Genomic DNA, 24,215 nt, shown 5'->3' on the forward strand with positions numbered 1-24,215 from the left:
CGGGCGCTACCGGTGTGTTCGCGCCGCCTCGGTGGCGCTGCACCCGCACCGGCCGGCGGTCCGTAGGATCGCGGCGATGCGCCGTCGAACGACCCTTCTCGCCGCCGGGATGGTCGCCGTTGTGGGGTTCGTGGTTGCGTTGTGGCCGGTCTATGTGCGTCCGCAACGCGAAGAACCCGCGCCCGCCGATGCGATCCTCGTGCTCGGGGGTGCGCACGACGGCCGGGAAGCGCTGGGGCTGCGGCTGGCGCGGGCGGGTTTCGCACCGCGGGTACTTATTTCCAATCCGTACGAGGACAGCCCGCTGATCAACCGGATCTGTCACGGCGGTTACAGCTTCGAGGTGGTGTGTTTCGATCCGTCGCCGCGGACCACCCGGGGTGAGGGCCGGTATCTGGCGGAGCAGGCGCGTGCGCACGACTGGGACCGGGTCATCGTGGTGACCTTCACGCCGCATATCTCGCGGGCCCGGTATGTGCTCGGCAAGTGCTGGGACGGGCAGCTGTTGTTCGTCGACACCCGCACGGACCTCTCGTTACCGCGCTGGGCCTACGACTACCTGTACCAATCGGCGAGCTATGTGAAGGCGGTTTTCGAGGACTGCGGGTAATGAGCCGGAACTTTTCCCAACTTTTGATGGCATGCGCCTTCAGTTTGACGCGGTGAGAGAGAACTCGCTAGATTCTCTCTAGCGCCGGTAGTCGCCGGAACTGCTGCGACGACGCATGAAGCCTTCGGGAGCGTGTATGGATTACGACTGGTCGGAGGCCGACAAGGCCTTCCGAGACGAGGTACGGGCGTTCCTGGCGGACAAGCTGACACCCGAGATCAGCACCGCGGGCCGGTTGATGACAAGTGTCTACTCCGACCACGAAGCCAGTCTGGAATGGCAGCGCATCCTGCACGAGCGGGGCTGGGCCGCGCCGCAGTGGCCGGTCGCGTACGGCGGTTGCGACTGGTCGCTCACCCAGCACTACATTTTCAGCCGGGAACTCACCCTGGCCGGCGCGCCCGCGCTCTCGCCCATGGGTATCCGGATGGTCGCCCCGGCGCTCATCGCCTTCGGCACCGAGCAGCAGAAGAACTATTTCCTTCCCCGCATCCTCACCGGCGAGGTCTTCTTCTGCCAGGGCTACTCCGAACCCGAAGCCGGCTCCGACCTGGCTGCGCTCAGCATGGCCGCGATCAGCGACGGCGACGATTTTCTCATCTCCGGAAGCAAGATCTGGACCACCCACGCCACCGAGGCGAACTGGATCTTCGCGCTGGTCCGCACCTCGCGCGAGGGTAGGAAACAGCAGGGCATCACGTTCATCCTGATGGATATGACCGCCCCCGGGATCGAGATCCGGCCGCTGGTCATGAGCTCCGGCGAACAGGTGCAGAACCAGATCTTCTTCGACAACGTCCGGGTTCCCAAGAGCAATGTGCTCGGGCAGATCGACGACGGCTGGACCGTCGCCAAGTATCTGCTGGTCCACGAACGCGGCGGCGGCGCGATGGCGCCCGCGCTGCAGGCCATGGCCGAGAACATCGCCACCGCCGCGGCCGAGCAGCCCGGACGCGACGGAAAACCGCTCAGCGCCGACCCGCATTTCGCCGCCCAGCTCGCCGACGCCCGTATTCGTACCGAGGTGCTCGAGGTGCTGGAATTCCGGACACTGGCAGCCATGGCATCCGGTAAGGACCTCGGCTCCTCCTCGTCGATGCTCAAGATCCTGTCCACCGAACTCAGCCAGCAGCTGACCGAGCTCGCACTCACCGCGGCCGGGCCGCGCGGTCGGGTCTACCAGCCGCACGCCACCGCGCCCGGTGGCCCGATCGCCGAATACACCCCGCCCGCCGACGGTTACTTCAGCGGCGAGGACTGGCAGGCCGTCGCGCCCTTGCGCTACTTCAACGACCGCGCGGGCTCGATCTACGCGGGCAGTAACGAAATCCAGCGAAATATTCTGGCCAAAGCAGCATTGGGGCTCTGATGGACTTCACCTTCACCGATGAACAGCAGATGCTGCGCGACGCCGTCGCCGGGTTTCTCGCCGCCCGCTACGACCTGGAGAAGAGCCGCAGCGCCGTCAAAACCGGGGCCGGCTGGCAGCCCGAGATCTGGCGCGGCCTGGCCGAACTGGATGTTCTGGGCCTGACGCTGCCCGAGGAAACCGGTGGATCCGGCGGCGGTCCGGTCGAATCCATGATCATCGCCGAGGAATTGGGTCGCGCGCTGGTCGTGGAGCCCTACGTCGACACCGTCGTGGTCGGCGGCGGATTGCTGCGCCGCTCCGGCGGTGAACCCGCCCAGGAGCTGCTGCGACAGATCGCCCAGGGGGCTGCGCGAGTGGCCTTCGCCGCGCTGGAACCGGGTTCCGGCGAAGTGCGCCACGATGTTTCGGTCACTGCCCGCCGCGACGGCGAGGGCTGGGTGCTCGACGGTGCCAAGATCGTGGTCACCGGTGCGCCCATCGCCACCCACCTGATCATCTCTGCTCGCACCGCCGGTGAACGCCGCGACCAGGACGGAATCTCGCTGTTCCTGGTGGAATTCGATGGGTCCGCGCCACCGGCGGGCGTCGAGGTGCACCGCTACCGCACCATCGACGACCGGGTCGCCGCCGACCTCACCTTCACCGATTTCCGCCTGCCCGCCGACGCACTTCTCGGTGCACAAGGACAGGCGTGGCCGGTTATCGACGCCACCGTGGACGACGCCATCGCCGCGGTCGCCTCCGAAGCGGTCGGGCTGATGCGCAAGGTGCTCGACGACACCGTTGAATACACCAAGCAGCGTCAGCAGTTCGGTGTCCCGATCAGCAGCTTCCAAGCGTTGCAACACCGCATGGTCGATATGCTGATCGAACTCGAGCAGAGTATCGCCGCTGCCTACCTGGCCGCCTACGCGCTCGACGCCGAACCCGCCGAACGCGCCCGCGCAATTTCCGCGGCCAAGGTGACGATCGGCCGCGCGACCCGCTTCATCGGCCAGAATTCGGTGCAACTGCACGGTGCGATGGGTATGACCGAAGAATTGGCCATCGGCCACTATTTCAAGCGGCTCACCGCCATCGAATACGAATTCGGTAACAGCTCCGACCATCTCGCCCGCTATATCGCGTTGACGAGCTGATCGGCCCGCACCCCACTCACCTGTGCCCGAGTGGCGTGCGGAAACCCGTGCCGGGCCGTGCGGTGGCTCAGCAGAGGGGGATCACCGCGCGGACCGGTACATCAGTACTCGAGTTCGGTCCACGCGATGGTGATCGGAAACGGGAAATCGATGCGGATACCGTCCTCGTGCGTGCCGGCTACTGCCGGGTGGCACGCAGGACTGCCGTCTCGACCGGAGAGACTGGGCCCGGCTCGGCTGTCGGCGTGCCATCAGCGGGGCTCAGGTTCGGCTGGGCGAGGAAACGGGGCTCGGTGCCGCGATGGGGTTGGCTCGCGTGCACGAGGAACGGGTGGCACAGGTACACATCGCCCGCTCGACCGGTGGCGTAGGAAAGCGGGCGGTGCGCGGTGGCCGGTTCGGCGCGGCGGGCCAGTTCGCGGGCATCGAGGCCGGCGTCGCCCTCCGGTGCGAGGATCCGGGCCACGTCCAGATGGGACCCGGCCCGGATGCGGGTGGGAGCGTCGGACTCGCCGGTGTCGGAGAAGAGGAACAGCATCAACAGGGCGCGGTTCTTCGAATGGATATTGACCCGCCAGCTGAGATAGTCGGTGCTGCTCGATTCCGGGCCGGGAAAGCTCGCGTCCACATGCCAGCCGTCGAGTGCGGCGGTTCGGTGGCCGGGGAACCGGATCACGAAACCGCCCAGGCCGGTCCTGGGCGCCCAGCGCTTCGGGCCGACCAACTGGTCGAAGGCCGCGTGCAGACGCGGGGTGTTGGCGGCGGCCACGAACGGTGCGGACGAATAATCGGGGCGGGTGGCCACCGGAGTAGGCCAGGTACCGGGCTCATCCGGCGAGGCATTCAGATCGCGCCAGATGATCGTGCGGCACTCCTCGGCCAGCGAACGGGGAAACGCGTCGGTCAGGTGCACGAAACCGTTGTCGATGAACGATGCCACTTGGTCGTCGTCGAGCATGGTTCTATTCGAACCGCTACCGCAGTGGATACGCCAGTGATTTTCCGGGCGGCCCGGGCGACTTGCCGAGCCGGAAACCGGTGGGGTCGCCGCGGCCGATCGCGACCCCGGAATAGCGGCCGCCGCCCGATGACTTGGACCCGGATATGACGAACCAACAGTTCGATCCGCGCACCCTGCTCGCCGAAGGCCGGCTGGGCATTCTGGCCACGATCAAATCGGACGGTCTGCCGCAGCTCTCCCCGGTGACCCCCTACTACGACCGCGCCGCCGATGTCATCTACGTCTCGATGACCGAAGGCCGCGCCAAAACCGTGAACCTGCGCCGCGACCCCCGCGCGGCCCTGGAAGTGACCCGCGCCGACGGCTGGGCCTGGGCGACCGCGGAGGGCACCGTCACACTCACCGGCCCGGGGACCGATCCGCACGGCCCCGAGGTCGAAGCGCTGGTCGACTACTACCGTGCGGCCGCCGGTGAACATCCCGACTGGGACGAATACCGATCGGTAATGGTCTCCGACCGCCGGGTCCTGATGACGTTGTCCGTGCAACGTGTCTACGGTGCGGCGCTGCGCTGAACAGGCGGCCCGTGGATCGGTTCGGGTGGCGTGGGTGTGGTGACCGATGAGGTTTCGCCCGGGTGTCGTCCGCGTCGAGGGTGATGTTCAGGGTGGCGGTCCAGGGCTTCCGCGAGCTCGGTGAGCAGGCGGTTCACGCGTGCGGGCTGCGGATTCAGCCGGAGCCTGTCAGGCAAGGTGGTGCGGAACAGCCAACGGGCCCGGCGCTGACTGCGCCGGGCCCGTCAACTATTCGGTTGTGTTATCCGTCAGCTCTTGCGGCCCGGGGCCTTGGCACCGGATTTGAATCCGAGGGCACCGGGTTTGGCCGCGGGCGGAGTTGCGCCGGACCCGTTACCCGTGGTGCCGTTCCCGGACGAGCCGGGATTCTCGGTGACCGGTTCGTCGGGAGTATCGGAGGCCGGTGCCTCGGTCTCGGCTGCCGGTGCCGGTTCGGCGGCGGGTGCCTTTGCTCCGGGCGCTTTCGGACCCGGGCGTTTGAACCCGGACTTCATCGCCAGACCCTTGGCGGGCTTCGAGGGTTTGCTCTCGGCCGGTGCCGCCGCGGTGGGCTGTGCGGTGGCCGTGGATTCGGCCTCGGCCGGTGCCGCGGATTCCGCCGGAGCGGTCTCGGCTGCCGATTCCGCTGCCGGAGCGGCGGTCTTGGCGCCGGGGGCCTTCGGGCCGGGGCGTTTGAACCCGGACTTCATCGCGAGACCCTTGGCCGCGACCGTGGGTTTGGTCTCGGTGGGGGCAGCGCTCGTGGCGGAATCCGCCTCAGTGGTGGATTCGGCCGCTGGAGCCGGTTCCGCGGCGGGTGCTTTGGCGCCGGGTGCTTTGGCAGCCCCCTTCATGGCGAGACCCTTGCCGCCGGGTGCCTTGGCGGCCCCCTTCATTCCCAGACCCTTCACCGGCGGAGCCGCCTTGGCTTCACCGGCTTCGGCCGGCGCGGTTTCGGCCTTGGCGCCCGGTGCCTTGGCAGCCCCCTTCATGGCCAGACCCTTGCCGCCCGGTGCCTTGGCCGCGCCCTTCATCCCGAGACCCTTGGTGGCAGGCGCGGCCGGAGCCGCCTTGCCGGCTTCCGCGGCGGGAGCCGTGGCCCCGGGCGCCTTCGCGGCGCCCTTCATGCCGAGACCCTTACCGGGTGCCTTCGCCGGGCCCTTCATGGCCAGGCCGCCGCCCTTCGGAGCCGCCTTTTCCGCGGCCGGGGCCGCAGCTTCGGCGACCGGTTCGGGTTCGGGTTCCGGCTCGGGCTCCGGTTCGGCCTTGGGCTCCTGGATGACCGTGAGGTTGGCGGTCAGCTGTTCCGGCTGTTGCCGCTCGATGGATTCGAGCATCAGCTGCGCGACATCGACGACCTCCACGCCCTCGCCCTGACCGGACTCCTGGCGTGCGGTGACACCGTCGGTGAGCATGACCCGGCAGAACGGGCAGCCGGTGGCGATCTTGGCGGGGGAGGTGGTGAGCGCCTCGTCCACGCGGTCGATATTGATGCGTTTGCCCAGCTGCTCTTCCATCCACATCCGCGCGCCACCGGCACCGCAGCACATGGATCGTTCGCCGTGGCGGGGCATTTCCACCAGGTTCGAGCCGGACGCCGCCATCAGTTCACGCGGCGCGTTGTAGACCTTGTTGTGGCGGCCCAGGTAGCAGGGATCGTGATAGGTGACGTTCTGCGAGACCGGAGCGACCGGGACGAGCTGTTTACCGCGCACCAGCCGGTTCAGCAGCTGGGTGTGGTGCACCACCTCGTAGGTGCCGCCGACCTGCGGGTACTCGTTGTTGAGCGCGTTGAAGCAGTGCGCGCAGGTGACGACGATCTTCTTGCGTTTCTGCTCCACACCCTCGAACACCGAATCCAGCAGTTCGATGTTCTGCATGGCCAGCTGCTGGAACAGGAATTCGTTACCCGCACGCCGCGCCGAATCACCGGTGCAGGTTTCTTCCTGACCCAGCACCATGAATTTCACGCCGGCGGTCGCGAGCAGTTCGGCAACGGCTTTGGTGGTCTTCTTCGCGCGATCCTCGTAGGCGCCGGCGCAGCCGACCCAGAACAGGTATTCGTAGCCGTCGAAGCTATCGGCGTCCTGACCGAAGACCGGGATCTCGAAATCGAGTTCGTTGATCCAGTTGAGCCGGTCCTTGGCGTTCTGGCCCCACGGGTTGCCCTTGTTCTCGAGGTTTTTGAACAGGCCCGCGAGCTCGGACGGGAACTCCGATTCGATCAGCACCTGGTAACGGCGCATATCGATGATGTGGTCGACGTGTTCGATATCGACCGGGCACTGCTCGACGCAGGCGCCGCAGGTGGTGCAGCTCCACAGCACCTCGGGGTCGATGATGCCGTTGACCTCGGCCTCGCCGACCAGCGGCCGCTCGGCCTCGGCGCGGGCGGCCTCGGAGATCTCGGCCAGCTTCGCCTCGTCGGGCTTGCCATCGGCGTCGACCAGGCCGATCTCGTCGCCGGCCGGGTCCTTGCTGCCGCCGGCCAGCAGATACGGCGCCTTGGCGCGGCCGTGGTCGCGCAGCGACATGATCAGCAGCTTGGGTGAGAGCGGCTTACCGGTGTTCCACGCCGGGCACTGCGACTGGCAACGGCCGCATTCGGTGCAGGTGGTGAAATCCAGCCAGCCCTTCCAGGAGAAGTCTTCGACCCGGCCGGCACCCAGGGTGTCGGTATCGGGGTCGACATTCTCCATATCCAGGGCGCGGCCCTTGGACATCATCGGCTTGGCCGCGCCGAGCGCGACGCCGCCGTCGTCCTCACGCTTGAAGTAGATGTTCGGGAAGGCCGAGAAACGGTGCCAGGCCACACCCCAGGTGATGTTGCGGCCGACCAGGTACAGGAAGGCCATACCGGACATCAGCTTGATGAAGGCGAAGATCGACACCATGGTCGGGCTGGCGGGCAGCAGTTCGGCCACCCGCATGGTGAAGAAGTCGGTGGCCGGGTTGGCGTGGCCATAGGTCGCGATCTTGCCGGCCTTCACGAAGACCATGCCCAGGCCCTCGAGGAGCACGATCGCCTCGATCACATAGGCCGCACCGAAGGCCGAACCGCTGAACCGGGAGAGCCGCTCCGGGACCCGCGGATGGTTCAACTGCCGGATGACGATCAGCGTCACGATGCCGACGACCGTGCCGATACCGAGGATCTCGTCCCACAGGTGGTAGATGGCGGTGTCGCCGATGATCGGCCAGTGGAAGGACGGATCGAAGGTTTGCCCGTATGCCTCGAACCAGAGGATGGCGCCGCCGATGAAGCCGATCATCACGAGCCAGTGGGCCCAGCCGACCGTCCGGAACTTGTTCATCCGGGTATGCGCCAGGAACTCCACGAGCATCTGCTTGAAGCGCGGGAAGAACGGACGCCAGCGATCGGGGGCGGGCTGGCCCAGCATGATGGCGCGGACGATATCCCGGACGCCGCCGAAGAACGACGCCCAACACAGCAGGCTGAGCGCCGCTCCCAAGGTGCCCAGCGTCACTGTCAGGGCATTCATGTCGCGACCTTTCTTTCGAGGCAACACGAGGTGCGAGGAACGATGAGTAACCTCGTCCGGCTCGTATCGTAACCGCCAGTAAGTTACTCACCGGTAACTAACGGGGTCCAGTGTACGATCGCCGCTGCGCTGCCACGTCATCTGCCTGGGCTTTCCCGTCTCCGGGGCGCCGTGATCAATGTCACCTTATTCAGTTGGCGTTCCATAACTGTTCTCGCTGATTAACACCGTAAAGGGCCCGCTGTGGACGGCTGTGATAAGGCCAGGCTTACCCGCGTGTTTCTCACGGTTGGGACACGAAAATCCCCATTCGCCAACGTATTCGACTACGCTCAGCGAGATCTGTCAGGACAGCGTGACAATTCACAACGCTCGGGGAGGAAATTCGGGTCGCGGCCCCCTGCGGCCCCCTCGCGTGCGGATGTTGCGTTGGATACCCCGATTGGAAATGGATGAAACTCGCGAGACCCACTGCCATCGCGGCAATGGTCATTGGTTCGCTCACCCTCGGCTTCGGCACCTCGCACGCTGAGCCCGCGGCGCCGGCGCCGGAAGCGCCGATCAACTACGCAGTCCAGCTCGTCGAGAAGACCGTCGTGGCGACTCTGGGCGGCGGAACCTTCTCGATCGTCGAGAAAGACAAGGAAGAAACCGCTGCGGCGCCGGGCACGCCGGCGGGGGAGCCGATCGCAGCAGAGGATGCCAAGACCAAGGTCCTCGAGATCAAGGACGAGACCGGTGGCCTCGTTGCCTCGATGCCGCTCGAGTTCAGCGTGAACGGGATCGAGATTCCGGTCGCGTCCGAGGTCAAGAAGGACGGAGCGGTACTCGAGATCACGCCGGAGAAGCCGGCTGCTCTGGACACGACCCAGCCGGTGGTCGTGCAGCCGATTGCTTCGCCGATGGAAAATCAGCGGGCGCAGAGCGAATTCGCCAGCAACTTCGGTATTGCTACCGCGATCGGTGGCTTTGTCGGAACCGCTATCGGCGCTGTGATCGGGTGCGTGGTGACGATCGTGGCCGGTTGCGTTCCCGGATTGATCACCGGCGCCGGTGTGGGCGGCATTCTCGGCACCATCGCCGTCGGTGGCCCGACGCTGGTTGCTGCGGGTGTCGAGCTGATCAACACCCTGCAGGCGCCGGCGGGCACCACCAAGTGGGCCAACAATGGCCAGCCCAACGGGGGCAAATAGTAGTCGGGTTCCCCGAACAAGCGAAGGGCCGGCAGCATTTGAGCTGTCGGCCCTTTTGCTGCACTGCGTCGTATAACCGGGGAGGAGAGCTGCGCAGTGTGCTGGTGAGTCCATAGGCGGTCTCGGGATCGCCGGCTTCCCAGACTGCCTCTGTCATGGGTGACGGTTCAATAGGGCTTGGTGCAACCTCTGCAAGTCGCTCCCGGGCGAACTGGCCACCGGCAAATGGGGTCCGAGGTCCGACGGCGGGCGGCCCCGGCCGGCGCCGTCTCCCGAACTGGTTCGGAATTCTATGAAGGGCCGGCAGCGAATCCGTTGCCGGCCCCTCCGCCGGTCCAAGCGCAGCGAAAGGGCCGGCAGCGTTGTGCTGCCGGCCCTTCCTCAGCTCTATGCCCCGGGCGAATCACACCCGCTGCCCCTCACCCTCCACCCGGATGCGGGCGAAGGGTGAGCGTGCCGTCTAGCTCGTGCGGATACGCAGGCCCGGGTTGTCGGAGAGCACCACGCTCACCGGCTGAGCGAACAACTGCGGGGCGTTACCGGTGAGCACGCCCAGGATGTTGGGGATCTCGCAGATCGGGTAGTCGGCGACCGACGAAGCGCTGGAGATGCCCAGGGCGAGCCGGCCGGTGACGATCGCGCCGCCGCTGTCGCCCGGGAGGGCGCAGATATTGGCGGAGAAGCTCTGGGTGAGCTGACGGTCGCCGACCTGCACCGTCTGATCGACGGCGTTCACGACACCGCAGCTGAAGCCGGTGCGCGAACCGGACTTGCAGACCGGGGCGCCGACCACCGGGGTGGCCACGCCTTCGACCGGCACCGGTGCGGCACCCGGCACCTTGACCTGGTTGTTCTCGAAGCGCCCGGCGGCGCCGTCCTCGATCGCGAGAATCGAGTAGTCCTGGTTGCCGAGGACCGATTTCTGGAACGTAGCGATCTTCGGGCCGACGCGGTTACCGCCGAGGGATTCGTGCACGCTGGCGGCGCCGACGTTGTCCAGGTCCGGGTTGCAGTGCCCGGCGGTGATGTTCACGGTGTTACCGGCCGGGCCGATCCCGTTGAACCCGAAGGAACAGCGCAGCGAGCCGTCGCCGGCCACCGAGGCGTAGCCGTCGCCGCCGCCGAGGGGCGCCGCGGCGCTGCCTTCGGCGATTTCGGCGGCGGGCAGCGTTTCCGCCGCGACCGGCGGGGCCATCACGATGACGCGGGCCGGGTCGATGAAGTTCGGCATCGGCAGGCCGGCCTGGTCGACGCGGACCGCGATGCTGTTGTTGACCGTATCGATGACCACGCCGCGCACGAGCGCGGAAACCGCGGGCGGCTGGCCGTCGAGCCAGCGTTCGAAGGCGCTCTTCTCGCCGCGCAGGGTTTGTTCGCTCTTGGCGACATTGCGGACGACGAAACCGGTGGATTCCGCGGCCCCGCGGGCTTCCTCGGCGCCGGGGCCGGGAGCGAGGGCGACCACGCCCTTGCCGTGTTCGTCGAGCCAGGCGCCCGCGAACACCTGCGGGAACTGCCGTTGCGCGGTGGTGGCGAACGCGGCCACCTGCTGTGCCGTATCGGCGCGCTGCAGGTACTCCTCGGGGGAGATGTGCAGATCGCGGCTGATGGCCGCGATGAGATCGGCGGGCAGGCCGGGACCGGGGTCGGGGGCAGCGGAGGACACCGCGGTGGGACCGAACAGCAGCACGGCCGCCGAGGCGGCCGCCGCGGCCCGGAAGGTGCGGGTTCTGAACGGCGCCGTTCGCCGTTTACCTATGCGTGGCATGAGCATGCAGAGACTATATCGGGATCACCCGGCATTCGGCCTGGTTCGTACGCTGATACCGCCGCCGAGGCCGCCGCCGGCGGTGGCGTCGATATCGGCGAGTACTGCGCGGATCGGAATGCCCAGCGTGGCGGTGCCGCCGTACTGGGCGAGGGCGATATTGGCCTCCCCGCAGTCGGGGGCGTCGGCGGCGTTCGAGCCGCTGGTGATCCCGAGCGCCAGGGTGCCGGTGACGATGGCGCCGCCGCTGTCGCCGCCGAGGGTGCAGGCGGTACTGGCGAAACCGCGGATGGTTTTGGCGTCGCCCTCGGTGGTGAACAGCTGCGTCTCCACCCGGTCGGCGACGACGAAGCCGCAGGTGAAGGTGGACGACTGACCGGACTTGCAGACCGGCGCGCCGACCACCGGGTCGGCGGTGCCGGTGATGGTCAGGGTGGTGCCGTTGGCGCCGCGTACCGAGGGCTGGTCCATTCCGGCGCCCACGGCGCGTTCGTTCAGTTGGATCACCGAATAGTCGAGGGCAGAAGGGCCGCCCAGTTCGGATTTCACGAAGGTGCCCAGTTGCGGGCTGGCCGGAATATTGCGGACATTCGGGCTGTACACGGCGGCCCGCTCATCACCGTTGTCCAGATTCGGATTGCAGTGCCCGGCACTGATATTCAGGGCGTTGCCGGCCGAATCGACACTGTTGAAGCCGAAGGAGCAGACATCGACACTGCGCAGTTCGGCATCGTCGAGCGGCCCGGGCGCGCTGATATAGGTATCGCCGCCCATCGGCCGGCGTTCGACCGGGCCGCCGCCGTCAGGGCCCAGGACCACTTTGATATTGGCGATGAGCGTCGGCAGATTGAGCATATGCGCCAGGGGCGTGTTGGCGACATTCACAACCAGTTGGCTGTTGAGGAAGTCGATGGCGATCGAATTGATCACCTGCGAAATATCGCGCGGCTGGCCGGCGACCCATTGATTCAGTTGCGAGAGCGAGGTTTCCAGCGCGGCGGCCGAAACCGGCGCCAGCCGGGTGTGATAGCCGTCGGCGCTGGCCACCTTGGCGGCGTCCGGCGAGGTCACGGCGACGATCGGTTTACCGTCCGGGGTCATCCACGCACCGGCGAACACGTCGGGGCGTTCGGCGCGGAATTCGGCCGCGTAGTCCTGGAGTTGCTGGGCGCGGGCCGACCGGTCCAGGTATTCGGTCGGGGTCATCTTCAGATCGCGGGACAGCGCTTGGACGAGTTCGGGCGGCAGGTCCTCGGCTCTCAACTGCTCCGGGGCGGGTTCCGCGGTCGCCGGAACCGCACCGAACAGGGGAGTCAGGAGAACGGCAGAGCTGAGGATGGCAGCTTTGACCGCGGCGCGACGCGCCACCGACTTGCGCATGGAGTCCCTTCGTCGGCACTGTGTGCCAAATAATCCATGGCCACGGGATTCAATCCGTTGGCGCACAGGTGTGGTCGAGCTGACCGAGGTTTCCGGGGTGGCCGGGAAAACACCGGTCAGGCGAACACTCTAAGGCACAGAACGCTATCTGGCTTCCTGTTGGTGGCCTTCCTTGGAGCCGGTGTCGGGAAGGTCCGGATCTTCGCCGCGGAACGGTATGGGGAAAGGGAAGAATTCGTAACCCGGCGGTGTCCGGGTTGTGGTGGTTTCGGTGGTGCTGGTGGTGGGGTCGGTGAGTGTCGGGCCGCTCGGTTCGGTGCTGCTGCCGGGCACCGAGGTCGTGGTCGGCGCGGATGGTGTCGTGGTGGTCACCGGTGGCGGTGTCGTGGTCACGGGTGGCGGTGTCGTGGTCACGGGTGGCGGTGTGGTGACAGCCGGCTCGGTGGTTTCGACAGGTTCCGGCGCGTAGGTGTCGGGTTCGGGAAGATAGGTCGGCTCGACGGGTTGCGGCGGCGCGGGCGGTGGCGGGGCAGGGGTTTCGACGGTGGTGGTCGTCGGCGCCGGCGCGGGACCGGGTTCGGCCGCCCCGGGCCGCAGGAACGCGGTGACGCCGAGTGCGCCGATCAGCAGACCCGCGAACGCGGCGACGGCAATGAGGACGGCCGTACGCTGGGAACCCTGCCGCTCGGCCGCTGCCGGGGTGCGGGCGGCGCCCTTCGGGGGTGTCGCCGCAGATTTCGGAGTGCGCGAGTTCGGGTCCGGGGCGCCCGGATCCGACGCCGGCAGGGCGCCCGCGGCCGCCGAGGTGACGCCCAACCCGGCCGCGAGTACGCCCAAGCTGGGCCCGCCGTAGGTGGCCTCGGGGTCTGCCGCGGGGTCGGGCTCCGCGTAGCCATCGGCGGCGGCCGCAGTGGGGTAGGCCGGGTCCGGGCTCACCGCGGAGTACGCCTTCGCCGGGGTGTCGCCGGAGCCGAGCTTCGGCATGACCACGGTGTCGAGGAACGAGTTCTCGGCGGTGGTGGGGTCGGGCGGGGTGGCTCCGGCAGGGGTGGCGAGCACCACGGCGAGCGCGGCCCGGCCGGCGCTCTCGGCGAAGTACCGGCCGATCTCGTCGGCGCTGTGGCCGCCCGGGCGCGGCGGCAGTTCGTCCTCGCCGATGAGGGCAACGGACCCGAGGCCGAGGTAGTCGAGTGCGCCCCGCAGTGCGAAGACCTGCGCGGCGGGCCAGCCGGCGGGGTGGGTCGCATAGAACTCGGCGGGGCCGTCGAGATGGTCGGCGGTGAGGTTGATCAGACAGAACATCGCGGTGGCGAGCAGGTCTTCACCGCGGTAGGCCTCGCCGTCGTCCACAGCGACCCCGGCCGGGTCGCCTACGGCCGAGATGAAACCGGTGATCGTCTGGGTGTAGCCGGGTGGGGCGGTGGCGCCGCCGAGTTCGGCATCGCCGTCGTCGGACATGTGCAGGATCGGTTCGCGGACGATGAAGTGCGGATTCCCGTCATCGTTGACGACCGCCGCGGTGCACGCATGCTCGGCGATGTGCAGGCCCACCCCAGTGGCCATTTTCGGATCCTCGCTTCGATTTCCTCATCCAGCAACGACGCTACGGGTCCACGTACTCCTCGTCCGGCGCGGTGCGCGGCGACCGTGCGCGGAGCATCGACAATATCGCCGATCGTGGTCCTACGGGGATCCGGGCGTGGTGTACGCGGCGGCCCCGGGTGGGAGTCGAGTGCGGCTCAGTGGGGTGAGGGGCGTAGCGATGCGGTACTCGGGCGTTGTCCGGGGAGCGCTTCCGGGTGGGACGGCCGGACCCCGCTGATCCGCGGGCCGGGCCGCGGGTGTGGCGGGGTGCGTCGCGCGGCGTGGCGGCGCCCGGGGGTGGCGCGGCCGGGTCACGATGTTGTACCGGCGCGGTTTCGCGAGGTGATGGTGGGAAGAACCGGGGTGGGCAGGAAGCGGGAATAGACCGCCGGTGTGCGAGGTTGAGCTGATCGACAATGTTGAGTGAGATCGACTCAAGTTTGACTTGACGGCCCGCGCGGAGGCGGGCAGGATTGAGTCGACCACACTCAGTATTGCTGGGACCGTGCTCTATGCCGTGCCTGGGGCTGGTCCGAGCGTCGCAGGCCCTTCGGGGTGCGGCGTATTGGGGCGGACAGCCCGTACAGACACAAGCAGTCGAAAATGAGGAGGAACAACAAATGGCTCGTGCGGTCGGAATCGACCTCGGGACCACGAACTCGGTCGTCGCCGTTCTCGAAGGTGGTGAGCCGGTCGTCGTCGCCAACTCCGAGGGTTCGCGCACCACGCCCTCTGTCGTCGCGTTCGCGAAGAACGGCGAAGTTCTCGTCGGTCAGCCCGCCAAGAACCAGGCGGTCACCAACGTCGATCGTACGATCCGCTCGGTCAAACGCCATATCGGCACCGACTGGACCGTCGAGATCGACGACAAGAAATACACCTCGCAGGAGATCAGCGCGCGCACGCTGATGAAGCTGAAGCGCGACGCCGAGGCCTACCTCGGTGAGGAGATCACCGACGCGGTCATCACCGTCCCCGCCTACTTCGAGGACGCCCAGCGCCAGGCCACCAAGGAAGCCGGCCAGATCGCCGGCCTGAACGTCTTGCGCATCGTCAACGAGCCCACCGCCGCGGCCCTGGCCTACGGCCTGGACAAGGGCGACAAGGAACAGACCATCCTGGTCTTCGACCTCGGTGGCGGCACCTTCGACGTCTCGCTGCTGGAAATCGGCGAGGGCGTCGTCGAGGTCCGCGCCACCTCCGGTGACAACCACCTCGGTGGTGACGACTGGGACGAGCGGGTCGTGAAATGGCTGGTCGACAAGTTCAAGTCGAGCTCGGGTATCGACCTGACCAAGGACAAGATGGCCATGCAGCGGCTGCGTGAGGCCGCCGAGAAGGCCAAGATCGAGCTGAGCTCCTCGCAGAGCACCTCGATCAACCTGCCCTACATCACCGTCGACGCGGAGAAGAACCCGCTGTTCCTCGACGAGCAGCTCACCCGCGCCGAGTTCCAGAAGATCACCTCCGACCTGCTGGACCGCACCCGTGCGCCGTTCCAGTCCGTGGTCAAGGACGCCGGGATCAAGGTCTCCGATATCGACCATGTCGTGCTCGTCGGTGGCTCCACCCGGATGCCCGCCGTGACCGATCTGGTCCGCGAGCTCACCGGTGGCAAGGAACCCAACAAGGGTGTGAACCCGGACGAGGTCGTCGCCGTCGGCGCCGCCCTGCAGGCCGGTGTGCTCAAGGGCGAGGTCAAGGACGTGCTGCTGCTCGATGTGACCCCGTTGTCGCTGGGTATCGAGACCAAGGGCGGCGTGATGACCAACCTCATCGAGCGCAACACCACCATCCCCACCAAGCGTTCGGAAACCTTCACCACGGCCAACGACAACCAGCCGTCGGTGCAGATCCAGGTGTTCCAGGGTGAGCGTGAAATCGCCGCGCACAACAAACTGCTCGGCTCCTTCGAGCTCACCGGTATCCCGCCGGCCCCGCGCGGCGTGCCGCAGATCGAGGTCACCTTCGATATCGACGCCAACGGCATCGTGCATGTGACCGCGAAGGACAAGGGCACCGGTAAGGAGAACACGATCAAGATCCAGGACGGCTCCGGCCTGTCCAAGGAAGAGATCGACCGGATGGTCAAGGACGCCGAGGCGCATGCCGCCGAGGACAAGGCGCGGCGCGAGGAGGCGGAGACCCGCAACCAGGCCGAATCGCTGGTCCACCAGACCGAGAAGTTCATCGCCGACAACGAGGACAAGGTGCCGGCGGATGTGAAGTCCAAGGTCGAGGCCGCGATCGGCGAGGCCAAGGAGGCGCTGAAGGGCACCGATACCGCCGCGGTGAAGGCCGCGGTGGAGAAGTTGGCCACCGAATCGCAGGCGCTGGGTCAGGCCATCTACGAGGCCTCGGCGGCCGAGGGTGCGGCCGCCGGTGACGGTGCCGCCAGTGGTGCCGCCGGTGACGACCAAGTGGTCGACGCCGAGGTCGTGGACGAACCGGTCGACACGGAGAAGAAGTGACGAACGCCGATAACAATTCCGAGGAACCGATCAGCTTCGTCGACAAGCGCAAGATCGATCCGGAAACCGGCGAGGTCCGGGATCCGGCCGGGGCGGCCGACGAGGCCACCCCGGCCGGGGACGGGACCGCCACCGGTGCCGACGAGGGGGTCGCACCGCAGGCGCCGCAGTCGGGTCTGGACGGTGACGGCGCCGCGGCGGCCGCGACGGCATCCGATCCGGCGTCCGAACTCGCCGAGCGCACCGCGGATCTGCAGCGGCTCACAGCGGAGTACACCAACTATCGCCGCCGGGTCGAACGCGACCGCAAGACCGCGATCGATACCGCCAAGGCCGCCGTGGTCACCGAGCTCCTGGGTGTGCTCGACGACCTGGACCGCGCCAAGGCGCACGGCGACCTGGAAGCCGGACCGTTGCGTTCGGTGGCCGACAAGCTGACCGAGGCACTGCGTAAACAGGGGCTCGAAGAATTCGGGGCCGAGGGCGATGCCTTCGACCCGAACCTGCACGAGGCCGTACAGCACGAAGGCACCGGGCACGATCCGGTGCTCGGCGTGGTGATGCGTAAGGGTTACCGCTTCGGCGAGCGGGTGCTGCGGCACGCGATGGTCGGAGTGACCGACGGCGTGGGGGATACCGCGGCCGACACCACCGCCGATGCCGCTCCCGCGGCCGAAGCCGCGGCAGCGGAGGCATCGGATGCGGATGCCGGTTCGTCGAATTAGTGGTCCCGCGGCGCGGGGTCGCGCAGCGATGAGGAAAGGAGGAGATGCCCGGTGAGCCAGCGGGAGTGGATCGAAAAGGACTTCTACAAGGAACTGGGCGTCTCCTCCGACGCCTCCACCGAAGAGATCAAGAAGGCTTACCGCAAACTCGCCCGTGATCTGCACCCGGATGCCAATCCGGGGGATGCCAAGGCCGAGGAACGGTTCAAGGCCGTCAGCGAGGCCCACACCGTGCTGTCGGATCCGGCCAAACGCGCCGAATACGACGAAACCCGCCGCCTGTTCGCGGGCGGCGGGTACGCCCGGGGCGGTGGTTTCGCCCCGGGCGGCGGTGGCGGCTTCACCCAGGGCTTCGACCTGGGCGATATCTTCGGGCAGGCCGGCGGCGGCGCCGACGGCGGTCTGGGCGACCTGTTCGGCGGGCTGTTCAACCGCAGCGGCACCCGCACCAGCCGGCCGCGCCGGGGCGCGGATGTGGAGGCCGAGACAACCCTCGGCTTCCGCGAAGCCGCCCGCGGTGTGACGGTTCCACTGCACCTGACCAGCCCGTCACCGTGCACCACCTGCCACGGCAGCGGCGCGAAACCGGGTACCAGCCCGCGGGTGTGTCCCATCTGCAACGGCAGCGGTGTGGTGAGCCGGAACCAAGGCGCCTTCGGATTCAGCGAACCGTGCGACGAATGCCGCGGTACCGGGTCGATAATCGACGATCCGTGCGTGGACTGTCACGGCAACGGAATCCAGAACCGCACCCGTACCATCAACGTCCGGATCCCGCCGGGTATCGCCGACGGCCAGCGTATCCGGCTGGCCGGGCAGGGCGAGGCCGGACTGCGCGGCGCGCCGTCGGGCGACCTGTTCGTCACGGTGCGGGTGAGCCAGGACAGGGTCTTCGGCCGGACCGGTGACGACCTCACCCTGGCACTGCCGGTCAGCTACAGTGAATTGGTGCTCGGCACGACCGTATCGGTGCCCACCCTGGAGGGCCGGGTCGGCGTGAAGGTGCCACCGGGTACTGCCGACGGGCGCACCCTGCGGGTGCGTGGCCGGGGCGTCCCCAAACGTGGTGGCGGAGCCGGTGATCTGCTGGTCACCGTGAAGGTCGCCGTGCCGCCGAAGCTGGACGACGATGCCGTGGCCGCGCTGCGCGCGCTGCAGGAGGCGGAGAAGGCCAGCGGCTTCGATCCGAGAGCTGGATGGGCAGGTGCGTGATGTCCCACGATTCGAGACGGGCATCCGAGAGTAGTTCGGCGCGGGCGCAGCCGCGCGCCGAGTACTTCGTGATCTCGGTGGCCGCCCAGTTGGCTGGTATGCATGCGCAGACACTGCGCACCTACGACCGGCTGGGATTGGTGACGCCGCAGCGCACTTCGGGTGGCGGTAGGCGCTATTCGGAACGGGACGTGGAGCTGCTGCGGGAAGTGCAGCGGCTGTCCCAGGACGAGGGCGTCAACCTGGCCGGGATCAAGCGGATCATCGAACTCACCAACCAGGTGTCCGAGTTGCAGGAGCGGGTGGTCGAACTGACCGCGGCACTGGAACGGGAGCGGGCCCGGCCCGACTATCGGCCGGAACTGATCCCCCCGCAGCGCAATACCGCTCTGGTCGTCTGGCAGCCCCGCAACCGCCGGCGCTGAGCCGGTCTCAGGCGCCTTCGAATTGGATGCGCTCCGGTGGGGTTCCGGCGTCGAGCAGCTTCTCCACGGTGGATCGTGTCATCGCCGGGGAACCGCACACCAGCACCTGGTGGCGGTCGAAACTGCCGTAGGAGCCGACTACTTCGGCGAGGGTGCCCTGGATGAGGTCGTCCTCGTCGAAGCCGATATCGACTCGGTGGCGGTCGTACCATTCGTCGGGCCAGGACGGGTCCTCGAGGCGTTCCACGACCGGCACCACGGTGAGCCACGGCAGATCCGCCGCCAGGAGCACCAGCATGTCGGCGGCGTACAGGTCGCGGGGGGAAAATCCACCGAAGAAGAGGTAGGTGGTCGGGGGGTGTTCGTGCCGGGCCAGTTCCAGCAGCTGTGACCGCAGAGGTGCCAGTCCGGTGCCGCCGGCGATCATCACCACCTCGTCGCCGTCGGGGTCCACGCTGAACATGCCTTCGGGCGCGGCCAGTTTCCAGCGGTCGCCGGGCCGGGTATCGGCGATGATCCCGCTGCTGCACCAGCCGCCTGCCACGGTGCGGATGTGGAATTCGAGTTTGCCGTCCAGTGAGGGCGGTAGCGCCGGGGAGAAACGGCGGCGCATCCCGGGGAACTGCGGTACTTCGACTTCCACGGATTGTCCCGCGGTGAACGGCACGTATTCACCGATCAACCGGACCACCGCCAGATCGTGGCGTAGCCGGTGATGTTCGACCACGTCCGCGACCCACTGTGCCGGTTGGGCGGAGCGGTCGGAGTGAACGCGGGGGTCATTGGTCACGGCATTCCTTCGAAGTAGGTTCGTACGGTTTGCGGAGGTGGCGGGGATATTGCCCCATCGGATCACGTGGCGCCGGTCCTGTTCCGCGGGGGCCCGGGCCGGGGCTCCGCGTTCACGTTCGACATGATCCGCGCCGAGATCTTTTCCGGATGTTCCGGCCGGGCGGGAGCGTCGGGTCCAGGGGCGCCGGGGATTGCGAATCCTGTTCAGACGGGATCGGTGCTGATGATCTCCTCCGGGGTACCCACCGCGAGCAGGGCGCGCCGGGTGTCCGCGATCATCTTCGCCGAACCGGCGATCTGGATCTGCCGATCCTCCCACGCACCGAAACTGGCCACCACGGCGCCGAGGTTACCGACCAGCCGCCGATGCATCCCGTAGGGCGCGTCCTCGGTGGGATGCGGGTACCACCACGGGTTCGTCTTGTGCTCGCAGACCGGGACGATGGTGAGCCACGGGTTGCTCTGCGAGAGCTGCCACATGTTCTCCACGTCGTACAGGTCGCACGGGTAGGTCCCGCCGATGAAGAAGTGCACCCGCGGATTGATTCCGCGGCGACCCATTTCGATCAACTGTGCGCGCAGCGGGGCGATACCGGTGCCGGAGCCGATCATCAGCACATCGCGGCCGCAATCCTGGTCAACCTGTAGCCCGCCGAGCGGGCCGCCGATGAGCCAGCGGTCGCCGACCTTGGTTTCGTTGACGATCGAGGGACTCACCCAGCCGCTGCGGACCTTGCGGACGTGGAATTCGATCTCGCCGTAAGGATTCGACGGGATGGCGGGCGAGAGGTAGCGCCACATCCGAGGCCGCTGCGGGACCGAGACGGGGACGTACTGGCCGGCCAGATAGGGGATCGGGTCATCGGACTGCAACCGCACGATGGCGAGGTCGTCGAGGACATGGCGGTGCCCGACAACGGTGGCTTCCCAATAGGGCGGGGAATCATCGGAATTGGCGCCTATCGCCATGGCGGCCGATATGAGCAGGCAGACATCGCGCCATCCTTCGGCGAGTTCTCGGGTCCAGTTCGGGCCGTTGTAGGTTCCGAAGGCGGCATAGAGCGCGGGACCGGCCTGATCGTAGTGCGCGGCCTCGACCCCGTATTTGCGGTGATCGCGCGCCAGTTGTTCCAGGAACTTCTGGGCACGGTCCCAATCCTCCAGGTGATCCAGCATGTACTGGATCGCGGTGGTCAGCCGTTTCGCCTGCATATCCATGGTCGGCGGGAACAACTCCCGCAGCCGCGGATTCTCGGCGAACAGGTGACCGTAAAAAGCGCTGACCAACCGCTCGGGTCCATGCGGTGCGTCGAGCACCGACTGGAAATTGGCGCGGACCAGCGCTGCCGAACGCGCATCCACGGCGTGGAGCTTCCTTTCCCTGATATCTGCCCGATAAGGACGTTGCCGTTACCGGCGGTCCTCCATCCGACCAGTATCCCCGAAAATTGTGATGATGGTGGATGTGAAATACGAAAACCGGGTTTGACGGATCTTGTTCTCGGGTATCGCCGCGGCGGTGTGAGCCGGCCGCCGGCATCTTCCGGGCAACCCTGCGCCGAGGTCATCGGCGGAAAATTGGCAAACTTGAGCGGAACAGACTCAACCTTTCGAACGTTGAACCGGGCAGAACGGCACGAGTCCCCGGGATCGGGCGCGGTTGCCGGAGGAGATATCGACTAGCAGGAAGGTGCTTCGTGGACTCGTTCAACCCCACCACCAAGACTCAGGCCGCCCTGACCGCCGCCCTCCAGGCGGCGTCCGCGGCCGGTAACCCGGAGATCCGTCCGGCCCATCTACTGGTGGCCCTGCTGGACCAGACCGACGGGATCGCCGGGCCACTGCTGAAAGCGGTCGGCACCGATCCCGCGACGGTGCGGCGCGAGGCCCAGGACATCGTCGACCGGCTGCCTCGCGCCAGCGGCGCCACCACCACCCCGCAGCTCGGCCGGGAAGCGCTGGCCGCGATCACCGCGGCCCAGCATCTGGCCACCGAACTCGGCGACGAATACGTCTCCACCGAGCATGTGATGGTCGGACTCGCCACCGGCGATACCGATATCACGATGCTGCTCGAGAAGTACGGCGCCACCGCGGGCGCGTTGCGCGAGGCTTTCACCGCCGTCCGGGGCAACGCCCGGGTCAGCAGCCCGGATCCGGAGGGCAGCTACCAGGCGCTGGAGAAGTACTCCACCGATCTCACCGATGCCGCGCGGTCGGGCAAGCTCGATCCGGTGATCGGCCGCGATACCGAGATCCGCCGCGTCGTGCAGGTGCTGTCGCGGCGGACCAAGAACAACCCCGTGCTCATCGGTGAACCCGGTGTCGGTAAAACCGCCATCGTGGAGGGCCTGGCCCAGCGCATCGTCGCAGGCGACGTACCCGAATCGTTGCGCGGCAAGAGCGTGGTCTCACTCGACCTCGGCGCGATGGTCGCCGGCGCGAAATACCGCGGCGAATTCGAGGAACGCCTCAAGGCGGTACTGGAGGAGATCAAGTCCAGCGCCGGCCAGATCATCACCTTCATCGACGAACTGCACACCATCGTCGGCGCCGGCGCCACCGGCGAATCCGCCATGGACGCCGGAAATATGATCAAGCCGATGCTGGCGCGTGGCGAACTGCGGCTCGTCGGCGCGACCACGCTCGAGGAATACCGCCAGCACATCGAGAAGGACGCGGCCCTGGAACGCCGCTTCCAGCAGGTGCTCGTCGGTGAACCCTCGGTCGAGGACACCGTGGGCATCCTGCGCGGGATCAAGGAACGCTACGAAGTGCACCACGGCGTGCGGATCACCGATTCCGCCCTGGTAGCGGCCGCCACCCTCTCCGATCGCTACATCACCTCCCGGTTCCTGCCGGACAAGGCGATCGACCTCGTCGACGAATCCGCGTCCCGGTTGCGAATGGAGATCGATTCGCGACCGGTCGAGATCGACGAAGTGGAACGCGCCGTGCGCCGCCTCGAGATCGAAGAGGTCGCGCTGGCCAAGGAAACCGACGAGGCGTCCAAACAACGGCTGGAGAAACTGCGCGGCGAACTCGCCGACGGCCGCGAGAAGCTCAACCAGCTCACCACCCGCTGGCAAAACGAGAAAACCGCGATCGACCAGGTGCGCGTGCTCAAGGAGCAGCTCGAGGGCCTGCGCGGCGAATCGGAACGCGCCGAACGCGACGGCGACCTGGGCAAAGCCGCCGAATTGCGGTACGGCCGGATCCCCACGCTGGAAAAGGAACTCGCCGAAGCCGAGCGGGCCTCCGGGGCGGCGGCCGACGGTGAGGTGATGCTCAAGGAGGAGGTCGGACCCGACGATATCGCCGAGGTGATCTCCGCCTGGACCGGTATCCCGGTCGGCCGGCTGCTCGAAGGCGAAACCGAGAAACTACTGCGGATGGAAACCGAACTCGGCCGGCGCGTGGTCGGCCAGACCGAGGCCGTGCAGGCGGTTTCCGATGCGGTGCGGCGTGCCCGCGCGGGGGTCGCGGATCCGAACCGGCCCACCGGATCGTTCATGTTCGTCGGACCTACCGGTGTCGGTAAAACGGAGCTGGCCAAGGCACTCGCCGACTTCCTGTTCGACGACGAACGCGCCATGGTCCGCATCGATATGAGCGAGTACAGCGAGAAGCACGCGGTCGCCCGGCTGGTCGGCGCACCGCCCGGATACGTCGGCTACGACCAGGGCGGCCAGCTCACCGAGGCAGTGCGGCGGCGGCCCTACACGGTGGTGCTGTTCGACGAAATCGAGAAGGCGCACCCGGACGTTTTCGACATCCTGCTCGCAGTGCTCGACGAGGGCCGGCTCACCGACGGCCAGGGCCGCACGGTGGACTTCCGCAACACCATCCTCATCCTCACCTCGAACCTCGGGGCCGGCGGCGATAAGGATTTCGTGATGAACGCGGTGCGTTCGGCGTTCAAACCGGAATTCCTCAACCGCCTCGACGATGTGGTGATGTTCAGCTCGCTGGACGAGGAACAGCTCGCCCACGTCGTAGATATCCAGCTCGACCAGCTGCAGCGGCGGCTCGCCCAGCGGCGGCTCACCCTGGAGGTCAGCGATTCGGCGCGGTTCTGGCTGGCGGTCCGCGGCTACGACCCGGTCTACGGTGCGCGCCCGTTGCGCCGGCTGATCCAGCAGGCGATCGGTGACACTCTCGCCAAAGAGTTGCTGGCCGGGGAGGTCACCGACGGTGACACCGTCGAGGTCGGCGTGAGCCCGGACGGGGACGGACTCATCGTGGGCCGGCGGTTGCGCGAACCCGCCGCGGTCTCGGGCGGCACTCCCGCCCCGTAAGAGCGCGGCCCGGCCGATCACCGCGAGGTCGGTGGATCGACCGGGTATCCAGCGGAAGCCGTCCCGGGCGAGCGCGCTCGCCCGGGACGGCTGTGCCGCGTGCTGTGCCGCGTGCTGTGCCGCGTGCTGTGCCGCGTGCTGTGCCGCGTGCTGTGCCGCGTGCTGTGCCGCGTGCTGTGCCGCGTGCTGTGCCGCGTGCTGTGCCGCGTGCTGTGCCGCGTGCTGTGC

The 24,215-nt window shown here is 67.4% G+C and carries 17 protein-coding genes; 10 read left to right on the top strand and 7 right to left on the bottom strand.

Annotated features, from left to right (window positions below; genetic code table 11):
• The first annotated feature begins 76 nt into the window (after positions 1–76).
• The 3 genes from IU448_RS15405 (at position 77) to IU448_RS15415 (ending at position 3,121) form a co-directional block, all read left to right on the top strand.
• Entirely contained in the window at positions 77–610 is a 534-nt protein-coding gene (locus tag IU448_RS15405; protein WP_195056167.1) for a YdcF family protein, read from the top strand.
• A gap of 136 nt (positions 611–746) precedes the next feature.
• Positions 747–1,979 (top strand): acyl-CoA dehydrogenase family protein, encoded by a 1,233-nt coding sequence (locus IU448_RS15410; RefSeq protein WP_195056168.1) that lies wholly within the window; start codon positions 747–749, stop codon positions 1,977–1,979.
• The gene (locus tag IU448_RS15415) at positions 1,979–3,121 is read left to right on the top strand and encodes an acyl-CoA dehydrogenase family protein (protein WP_195056169.1); all 1,143 of its coding nucleotides are present in this window, start codon (positions 1,979–1,981) and stop codon (positions 3,119–3,121) included. The genes IU448_RS15410 and IU448_RS15415 overlap by 1 nt, the downstream gene beginning before the upstream one ends.
• A 178-nt stretch (positions 3,122–3,299) precedes the next feature.
• On the opposite strand, the gene IU448_RS15420 is transcribed toward IU448_RS15415, so the two are convergent.
• Positions 3,300–4,079: a phytanoyl-CoA dioxygenase family protein gene (locus IU448_RS15420; protein WP_195056170.1), complete on the bottom strand. Its 780-nt coding sequence runs from the start codon at positions 4,077–4,079 to the stop codon at positions 3,300–3,302.
• A gap of 146 nt (positions 4,080–4,225) precedes the next feature.
• On the opposite strand from IU448_RS15420, the gene IU448_RS15425 reads away from it, so the two are divergent.
• Positions 4,226–4,657, top strand: a complete 432-nt coding sequence (locus IU448_RS15425; protein ID WP_195056171.1) for a PPOX class F420-dependent oxidoreductase — start codon at positions 4,226–4,228, stop codon at positions 4,655–4,657.
• Positions 4,658–4,905: 248 nt separating this feature from the next.
• Here the strand turns inward: IU448_RS15425 and IU448_RS15430 are convergent, their stop codons facing one another.
• Positions 4,906–8,139, bottom strand: coding sequence for a (Fe-S)-binding protein (locus IU448_RS15430; RefSeq protein WP_195056172.1), 3,234 nt, complete (start codon positions 8,137–8,139; stop codon positions 4,906–4,908).
• Positions 8,140–8,591: 452 nt separating this feature from the next.
• Between IU448_RS15430 and IU448_RS15435 the strand changes: the two genes are divergently transcribed.
• The gene (locus IU448_RS15435) at positions 8,592–9,332 is read left to right on the top strand and encodes a hypothetical protein (protein WP_195056173.1); all 741 of its coding nucleotides are present in this window, start codon (positions 8,592–8,594) and stop codon (positions 9,330–9,332) included.
• 460 nt (positions 9,333–9,792) lie between these two features.
• Here the strand turns inward: IU448_RS15435 and IU448_RS15440 are convergent, their stop codons facing one another.
• From IU448_RS15440 to IU448_RS29395, 3 genes are all read right to left on the bottom strand, one after another.
• Positions 9,793–11,106: a S1 family peptidase gene (locus IU448_RS15440; protein WP_195056174.1), complete on the bottom strand. Its 1,314-nt coding sequence runs from the start codon at positions 11,104–11,106 to the stop codon at positions 9,793–9,795.
• 18 nt (positions 11,107–11,124) lie between these two features.
• Positions 11,125–12,480: a S1 family peptidase gene (locus tag IU448_RS15445; RefSeq protein ID WP_195056175.1), complete on the bottom strand. Its 1,356-nt coding sequence runs from the start codon at positions 12,478–12,480 to the stop codon at positions 11,125–11,127.
• A 144-nt stretch (positions 12,481–12,624) separates the two neighbouring features.
• A complete protein-coding gene (locus IU448_RS29395; protein WP_195056176.1) occupies positions 12,625–14,043 on the bottom strand; it encodes a hypothetical protein in 1,419 nt (472 codons plus the stop codon).
• A 641-nt stretch (positions 14,044–14,684) separates the two neighbouring features.
• On the opposite strand from IU448_RS29395, the gene dnaK reads away from it, so the two are divergent.
• From dnaK to IU448_RS15470, 4 genes are read left to right on the top strand one after another with little or no spacing between them, the layout of a single operon-like run.
• Positions 14,685–16,535: a molecular chaperone DnaK gene (dnaK, locus tag IU448_RS15455; RefSeq protein WP_195056177.1), complete on the top strand. Its 1,851-nt coding sequence runs from the start codon at positions 14,685–14,687 to the stop codon at positions 16,533–16,535.
• A complete protein-coding gene (gene grpE / locus IU448_RS15460) occupies positions 16,532–17,260 on the top strand; it encodes a nucleotide exchange factor GrpE (RefSeq protein ID WP_195056178.1) in 729 nt (242 codons plus the stop codon). The genes dnaK and grpE overlap by 4 nt, the downstream gene beginning before the upstream one ends.
• A gap of 51 nt (positions 17,261–17,311) precedes the next feature.
• Positions 17,312–18,472: a molecular chaperone DnaJ gene (gene dnaJ / locus IU448_RS15465; protein ID WP_195056179.1), complete on the top strand. Its 1,161-nt coding sequence runs from the start codon at positions 17,312–17,314 to the stop codon at positions 18,470–18,472.
• Complete coding sequence (locus IU448_RS15470) at positions 18,472–18,897, top strand: heat shock protein transcriptional repressor HspR (RefSeq protein WP_195056180.1); 426 nt, start codon at positions 18,472–18,474, stop codon at positions 18,895–18,897. The genes dnaJ and IU448_RS15470 overlap by 1 nt, the downstream gene beginning before the upstream one ends.
• Positions 18,898–18,904: 7 nt before the next feature.
• On the opposite strand, the gene IU448_RS15475 is transcribed toward IU448_RS15470, so the two are convergent.
• Together IU448_RS15475 and IU448_RS15480 are read right to left on the bottom strand one after the other, a co-directional pair.
• Positions 18,905–19,687 carry an FAD-binding oxidoreductase gene (locus tag IU448_RS15475; protein ID WP_195056181.1) on the bottom strand — a complete coding sequence of 261 codons (783 nt, stop codon included), beginning with the start codon at positions 19,685–19,687 and terminating at the stop codon, positions 18,905–18,907.
• 206 nt (positions 19,688–19,893) lie between these two features.
• A complete protein-coding gene (locus IU448_RS15480) occupies positions 19,894–21,051 on the bottom strand; it encodes a globin domain-containing protein (RefSeq protein ID WP_195056182.1) in 1,158 nt (385 codons plus the stop codon).
• 335 nt (positions 21,052–21,386) lie between these two features.
• On the opposite strand from IU448_RS15480, the gene clpB reads away from it, so the two are divergent.
• A complete protein-coding gene (gene clpB, locus IU448_RS15485; RefSeq protein WP_195056183.1) occupies positions 21,387–23,987 on the top strand; it encodes an ATP-dependent chaperone ClpB in 2,601 nt (866 codons plus the stop codon).
• The last annotated feature ends 228 nt before the right edge of the window (positions 23,988–24,215 follow it).

It is taken from the genome of Nocardia flavorosea, assembly GCF_015477805.1.
Taxonomy (GTDB): domain Bacteria; phylum Actinomycetota; class Actinomycetes; order Mycobacteriales; family Mycobacteriaceae; genus Nocardia; species Nocardia flavorosea_A.